This is a genomic window from Paracoccus sediminilitoris (genome assembly GCF_003259195.1).
GTDB classification, from domain to species: domain Bacteria; phylum Pseudomonadota; class Alphaproteobacteria; order Rhodobacterales; family Rhodobacteraceae; genus Paracoccus; species Paracoccus sediminilitoris.
Genome location: NZ_QJPK01000037.1, coordinates 1 through 7,346, shown reverse-complemented (window position 1 = coordinate 7,346; position 7,346 = coordinate 1). Strand labels below are relative to the sequence as shown.

At 58.4% G+C, this 7,346-nt stretch carries 5 protein-coding genes; 3 read left to right on the top strand and 2 right to left on the bottom strand.

What is annotated here, in order from left to right; genetic code table 11:
• Nucleotides 1-2,282: tetratricopeptide repeat protein (locus tag DKT70_RS16525; RefSeq protein ID WP_233490634.1), on the bottom strand; the 2,282-nt coding region annotated here is incomplete at its 3' end.
• Between the two features lie 2 nt (nt 2,283-2,284).
• Complete coding sequence (locus DKT70_RS16520) at nt 2,285-3,466, bottom strand: AAA family ATPase (protein ID WP_111560174.1); 1,182 nt, start codon at nt 3,464-3,466, stop codon at nt 2,285-2,287.
• Between the two features lie 705 nt (nt 3,467-4,171).
• On the opposite strand from DKT70_RS16520, the gene DKT70_RS16515 reads away from it, so the two are divergent.
• The 3 genes from DKT70_RS16515 to DKT70_RS16505 all read left to right on the top strand — a co-directional run bounded on the left by DKT70_RS16515 (nt 4,172) and on the right by DKT70_RS16505 (nt 6,739).
• On the top strand, nt 4,172-4,888 hold the full coding sequence (locus tag DKT70_RS16515) for a recombinase family protein (protein ID WP_456095301.1): 717 nt from the start codon (nt 4,172-4,174) through the stop codon (nt 4,886-4,888).
• A gap of 115 nt (nt 4,889-5,003) precedes the next feature.
• Nucleotides 5,004-5,438: a LexA family protein gene (locus tag DKT70_RS16510; RefSeq protein ID WP_111560173.1), complete on the top strand. Its 435-nt coding sequence runs from the start codon at nt 5,004-5,006 to the stop codon at nt 5,436-5,438.
• 11 nt (nt 5,439-5,449) lie between these two features.
• On the top strand, nt 5,450-6,739 hold the full coding sequence (locus tag DKT70_RS16505) for a Y-family DNA polymerase (protein ID WP_233490633.1): 1,290 nt from the start codon (nt 5,450-5,452) through the stop codon (nt 6,737-6,739).
• The last annotated feature ends 607 nt before the right edge of the window (nt 6,740-7,346 follow it).

Sequence of the window (7,346 nt, the reverse complement as noted above, 5' to 3'; positions counted from 1 at the left end):
TCCTGCAGCGGGAGGGCGTCACTGTCGCCGTAGCGGGCGATGAGCGCGTCGTAGACCTCGAGCGCCGCCTCATGATCGCCGGATTGGCCCAATGCGATTGCCTTGCTGAGCATGGCCCGCGCGACCGGTTCCTGCAGCGGGAGGGCGTCGCTGTGGACGTATCGGGCGATGAGCGCGTCATAGACCTCGATCTCTGCCGCACGATCACCGGTGTGCCCTAGCGTGATCGCCTTATTGAACATGGCCTCCGCGACCTGTTCCTGCAGGGGGAGGGCCTCACTGTCGCCGTAGCGGGCGACGAGCGCGTCGTAGACCTCGATCTCTGCCGCAGGATCGCTGGTCTGGCCTAGCGTGATCGCCTTGTTGAACATGGCCTCCGCGACCTGTCCCTGCAGCGGGAGGGCGTCACTGTCGCCGTAGCGGGCGATGAGTGCGTCGTAGACTTCGATCTCTGCCGCAAAATCACCGGATTGGCCCAATGCGACTGCCTTGTTGAGCATGGCCCGCGCAACCGGTTCCTGCAGCGGAAGGGCGTCGCTGTCGCCGTAGCGGGCGATGAGCGCTTCGCAGGCCTCGAGCGCCGCCGCAGGATCGCCGATCTGGCCTAGCGTGTCCCCCTTGTTGAGCATGGCCCGCGCGACCTGTTCCTGCAGCGGGAGGGCGTCACTGTCGCCGTAGCGGGCGACGAGCGCGTCGTAGACCTCGATCTCTGCCGCAGGATCGCTGATCTGGCCTAGCGTGATCGCCTTGATGAACATGGTTCGCGCGACCTGCTCCTGCAGCGGGAGGGCTTCACTGTCGCCATAGCGGGCGATCACTTTCTCGAATATCTCGAGCGCAGCCGCATGCTCTTCGTCTTTAACTAGGGATACTCCCTTATCGATCATCTCCTTCGCTTCTTTGGCTCCGGGCGAAGTTTGATGGTCTGATGCGATCGTGTCGTCGTGGCGGGGCTCCGTCGACTTCAGGCTAAGACGCTCGCGGGCTGGTGCGATCTGCATCGCTTGTTCGAACGCATGTAAATAGTCGCGGGTCCAGAGATCAAAGCGGCCTGTTGCGCGTGCGGTCCGACCGATTTCTTCCAACTCGTCCTTGCAGTAAAAGCTGGACAGGAACGCGACGAGCCAGCGCATCCTCTGCCGGGTGCGGCGCGTTCCGTGCCGCATCAGGTACCAAATATTGAGGAACCGTTCGACGACCTGATGGCCCGCGTACGAGCCCGAGGTTTCGTTCTTTTCAATTAAACCATCCTTGCGCAGCCTAGTCAGCTGCGGAGACAACGTCGTAGTTGGGACGCCGGTTATTTCGGAAAGTTGCCCGGTAGTGACAGGGTCCCAGTGTAGCGCGATGGCATCGATGATCGCCCTTTGCAAGGGGGTCTGATATTCCTCGACGCGGGCCTTATAATAGGGCGTGACCTCGTCCAGCAGTCGCTCGAGATCGGCCATCGCGCTGTGGGAATCCTCGGTCTCGAGAAGGCGATATGTCAGGGCTAAGATCCGCGGGTTGCCACCGGTCAACCTGTGAAGAACACGGAGCCGTGCGGGATCGGTGTGCATTACTTGGAGGACGCGGCGCCCGACCTCTCCGCGCTGGTTTGCGAGAGCTCGCATGCAAGTTTCAGCTTCCTGCAGCTCGAGGGGCTCAAGATAATAGGGTTGGAAGAACTCGTAGAAGGCAGCGTCGCGGTCCGCGGTTTCCTTCAGTGACTGGGTTGCGGCACCGACAAGGATTGGCCCGCCCCGTGCCTGCAAGCTGGCGCGCAGGGTCCAGCGGTCCTCGTCCTTAAGCGCATCCAGAATCAGGTCGAGGTTGTCGATCAGTAGAATTGCACGTTTGCCAAGCGAATGCATCTCCTTCTCGAATTGCTCTGCGGCGCCGTCGTCGCTGTCCCAACCGCTGGAGAAGACCACGTTGTCAAGATGCTCCGCCAAGTCGTCACGGCCTTGGCTTTCGGCCCATCCAGCTAGGGATTCCCCGCAATTGCGCCAGAAATCCTGCAATCGCAACACGTTGTACTGCTCTTCGCGGAACATCAGCGGGACGAATCGGTCCGACAATTCGTGATCGCGCTTGATCTCAATCGCCATGCGGCGCAGTAGGGAGGTCTTGCCCATCCCTCGCGTGCCGATCAGGATTTGATGCTGCCCGTCGTCCTCCAGTCCGATTGATTTCAAGCGGCGGCACATCGTCCCCAGAGTGCCGCGGCGCGCCACGAAGCTGGCGACGAAATCGTCGTCATTGAGGATGGTCTGATTGTAGAGCGTGGACTGCGGTATCACGATCAATCCGCCTCGTACTGCTGCCAGTAGCGACGGATCAGGCCGGACCGGAACCTGTAGCGCCCTTCGGTCAGGTCGATCAGGCCGTCACTTTGCAGGATGTCAAGAATGTCCCGCACTGCTTTCGGTTTAGCGACGGCCATGGCAGCTTGCAGCGTGTCCAGCGTCTCGCCATTCGCACCGGCCGACAAACGGCCCAGCACCCCTCGTGCTAGGTCACGGTCGGTATGGGGTAAGTTCTTGTCAATATGCTCGCGCCACACCGCGAACGCGGATTTCCGGGTCGGTTCAAGTAGTTTTTGCATTGCGGCACGCAGGTCCTCCTGCTTTGCGGTCAGCTTGCCGCCTTCTTCGGGGCCAGTTGGTCGGACTTCATTGCCCACCAGCCTTAGGTAGTAGGGCGCTAGCCAGCCTAGCTCTTCAAACAAAACCTTTAAGTCTTCGTCGCTCACATGGAACTGGTGGTTAAACCCCATCTGCGTGGCCGGAGCACGGAGAAAGGATCCAGCTTCGATTTCGTTGAACGGCTCAAGGATAAACGTGGTCAAATCGACGAACGCACCGCCAAGGCCGAACCGTTCGGCCACAAAGTGCAGGCCGATCGAGCCGGTGAAGAGCCAACGGACATTCGAGTATTCAGCCTGTAGGTTCCTCAGTTCGTAGAAGAAGTCCTTGGCACCGCTCTCATTTTTCTCTGCGAAGCCGAGTACGAAATAGGCGATCTCGTCTACGAAGATCGCGGATTGCCTGCCCTCCTTCTCTAGTGCTTCCAAAAGCGCGCCCAAAAAGATCACTGGGTCGACTTGCCCAATCGCTTTGATAGGGTTGGTGCCCCAATTTCCCCCAATCAATGTATCAAGCCGGTGTTTTAAGGTTGCATGCAGACCTGACTTCGTAGGCAACTGCTTTTGAATCTTCTGGCACAGGCGCTCCGCGAACTTGTCCGGAGCGGACATGCCTTGGACATCCACCTCAATGATCAGCCAGCCCTCGTTCCGCATGTCTTCCGCGAGCCTGTTGATCGTCCAAGTTTTCCCGATGCGACGAGGGGCTGGCATATGAATGTTTTGCCCGGCGTTAAGCTTGCGTTTCAGAGCGTCGCGCTCATTCTCTCTGCCATGCATGAATTTATCCGCCCATGAATTAATTCCGATGTGAATAAATTCATCGAAATCCAAAGTCAACGGGCCCGTGCCTCTACCCGAGCATCTCCATGATGACGACTCATTACGCCTCACTGCCGTTTTTCCAAGTCGCAGCGAACGGCCACTTCCCGCCTTAGAGTCGATCCAATGCCGATGACGCTGCACGGGGATCGAACGTCTGCTTCATTGAAATGCCATACTCGTCCTGTTACATCGTCGAAAGTCTGCCTTCCGCCCTTTTGTGCCGGACCAGGCGGCGGCCGTGCTGCGCCGACGACGAATGTTCGCTTCTATGCCGTGAGCCCTTCGGTTCGCCGCACCGCCGTCAGTCCGCTCTCCGCCCGTCGTGACTGATCTGGCGCCGGTCGTTCTGCGGCGGCGACGAACGTCGGCTCCTGCGTTCTGAGGCCCTTGGTATGCCGCACCGCGGTCAGGCGGCTCTCCGCCCTCATGTGCCATTCTAACGCTAATGGCGACTGGCGCGCTGCAAGTGCGGTGAACGGCAGGTTTTGGAAAATCTGCACTGCAGCATCTGCAAATCGTCGACCAGCCGCAATTGGACGCTAGCATGCGGTGCGTCTGCACTTGTTGTAGATTATAAGAAGGGCGCCAATGGGCCACTTCGCCACTGCACTTTAAGATCTTTGAACGTTTGTATCTAAGTGAGTCGGCCGGTCACGGTTCGATAGGGTGGTTGCGGCAACGTCAGAAAAACGGTCGGTTTCCTTGCGATCACCGTGCGCAGTGCGGCTGGTCAGCTCAAGCACAAGAAAACCCGTTGCGAAAATCAATGACACTTTGCAGGGAGTGCGCAGTCTTTTCTTGCGGGGTGCGGCAGTGCTTATCGGTTATATCAGGGTCTCAAAGTCAGATGGCACCCAAACACTCACCCCGCAGCGCGATGCGTTGCTCGCGGCGGGTGTCGATCCGGACCGAATTTACGAGGATCTGGCTTCTGGTCGCCTCGATGCCCGGCCAGGTCTGCTGGCCTGTCTCAAATCACTCCAGCCAGGCAATACGCTGGTCATCTGGAAGCTGGATCGGCTTGGCCGCGATCTGCGTCACTTGATCACCACCGCCGAAGCCTTGAGAGAGCGGGGCGTCGGTTTGAAGGTTCTGGCAGGCGCGGGCGCGCAGATCGACACTACCACCGCGAACGGCAGGCTCGCATTTGGCATTTTTGCGGCATTCGCAGAGTTTGAGCGAGAGTTGATCGTTGAACGGACGCAGGCAGGTATTGCCGCTGCCCGTGCGCGTGGCAGGCTTGGGGGCCGCCCGCGCAAGATGGATAGAACGACCCTGAGCATGGCAATGACGGCCATGTCCGACCGCGACGCTGTTGCTAAGGAAGTTGCCCGCCGTCTTGGGATCACGACTACAACCCTCTATGCTTACGTCAATGGAGACGGCACTTTAAAGGCTGCAGGGCAGGCTTTGCTTGATGGCGGTCCCAAGCAATAGAATTGCAGCTGAACAGTTTGCTGTTTGGTCATCCCTGAACTTTTAGCAGTTAGCGGCTTGACGTCGCAGGGGGGGTTCGGGTTATGGCTGGTGTTCTCGTATTGTTCTTATAGCCATGACCCTGCACTTAAGCCCTATCAAGATCACGCTCGTAGACTGGCATGTGCCCCTGGCATCCATGCCGGTTCCGGCCGGTTTTCCGTCACCCGCCGCGGATGATCTTGAGGATACGATCGACCCGATCAAGTGGGTGGTACGGCATGAGCATGCGACCTTCTGGTGGCGGGTGTCGGGCGACAGCCTGGAGGCCGAGGGCATCCTGGACGGCGACCTGATCGCCGTGGATCGCGCGGGCAAGCGCCGCCATGGTCGCATCGTCGTCGCGGTGGTCGATGGCGCCATTACAGTCAAGAAGCTCGCCAAACGCGATGGTGTCTGGTTTCTCGATCCACGCGCCCGTGCGGATGGCTATGCGACAATCCCGGTCACGGAGACGACCGAGATATGGGGGGTTGTCGCCGGCGTCGTCCGACGCCTGCCCATCGAATAAGGGCAGGCCCGGTGGAGCAATCCGACCGCCCCATTGCGCTGATCGACTGCAACAATTTCTACGTCAGCTGTGAGCGCGTGTTCGATGTGTCGTTGCGTGGCATCCCCGTCATTGTCCTGTCCAACAATGACGGCTGCGCCGTGGCCCGCAGCGATGAAGCCAAGGCCCTTGGGATCAAGATGGGCGAGCCGGTTTTCAAGATCCGTGACCTGATGAAGCGGCATGGGGTCAAGGCTTTGTCATCGAACTACACACTCTACGGCGACCTCAGCCGCCGCGTGGTCGAAGTCCTGAACAGCTACTCCCCCCGCCTCGACGTCTATTCGATAGACGAGACATTCGTTGACCTTGCGGGCTTCGGGGATCGCATGGAGGCTCATGGCGCCCAGATGCGGCATGCAGTCAGAACCGAGACCGGCATCCCGACCTGCGTTGGCATTGCTCCTACCAAGACGCTTGCCAAGCTGGCGAACTATGCCGCCAAGAAGAACCCTCTCTTTTCTGGGGTCTGCAATCTCATGGACCAGGACGTGCGGGACTATGTGATGCGCCGCATTCCCATCGGAGAAATCTGGGGCGTGGGGTCAGCAACGGAGGCCAAGCTGAAGGCCCAGGGGATCAACTCTGCCGCCGAGCTACGCGACCTGCCTTTGGCCCTTGGCCGCAAGATCGGTACGGTTGTTTTGGAACGGTTGGTGGCCGAGCTGCGCGGCGTGTCCTGCGTCGATTTTGAGGATGTGGCTCCGCAGCGCAAGGGTATGGCCGTCACCCGCTCCGCGGGCACGCCCATGACCAGCTTCGACACGCTGGCCCAGGCCATCAGCGCCCACGCCACCCGGGCGGCCGAGAAGCTGCGGCAGCACGGTTTGGTAGCAGGCACGATGACGGTGTTCTACCACACCAACCCGCACAAGCCCGACAGGCCGCGCCATTCCTTTTCGCGCAGCATCCGCTTGCGGCCCATGTCCAACCATACGTTCGACCTGGTGGATGCCGCCGTGGCGGCTGCGCGCCGAGGCTGGAAGGGCGACCCGTCCGGAAATGGCTATGGCTATACCAAGGCCGGGATCATCCTCGATGACCTCTTGGCCGAGGCCGACCAGCCCGCCATGCTGTTTCCACCGGATCGACCGCGCGACGCGCGCCTGACGGATGCTCTTGATGCGATCAATGACCGCTTCGGCAAGAAGACAATGGTGCTGGCGCGAGAGGGGGTTAGCCGATCCTGGGCGACGAAGGCGGATCACCGATCGCCGCGCTACACAACGCGGATCAGCGAGCTACCCACTCTGCATATTTAAATACCTAAAAAAAGCGTAGCGGGTATAACTGCATAAAATAGTATAATTGAAGTTTATTAATGTCATACGCAAAAATTCTTGCAGATAAAACACTCCCATTGCAAGCAAGGTCGGTAATTTCCGACGCACCCTACGTTGGACTGATAATAATGAACTGTGCGGCTATAGATTCTATTCTCGCACAGCTCATAGAACTTGTTAGGCCGAGATGTGAACTTGAGGCTATAAAACTAAGAGCAACACGCCAAGCATCTGAAAGAATATAAGAAATAAGAAAAGCGTTTACTGCACGCAGCTTGACAGATCATAGGGAGAAAATGCTCGCCGCTTTGGGCGAATACGAAGTTATAAAAAAGTACCGAGATACTCTAGCTCATGGCGAATTAATAATAAACGATCGTAGCGAAACGACTTTATTTTTTAGAAAAGTTAACCCTGACAAAATATCAAAAAGGCAGATGATGGAAGTCGTTAGTGTGGATCGTGACGATATGGTTAAGGTCGCCAAACAATCACTCAGAGTTCATGCAATAGCGCTGACTAGGTGTTCAGTCCCGGCATCTGGTGGATCGGGTCGAGGATGAATCTGTCTGGCTCTGATGTCCAT

Coding starts and splice junctions, on each gene's coding strand:
- DKT70_RS16510 (WP_111560173.1), top strand. CDS start 5,004: ATGACCCTGCACTTAAGCCCTATCAAGATCACGCTCGTAGACTGGCAT.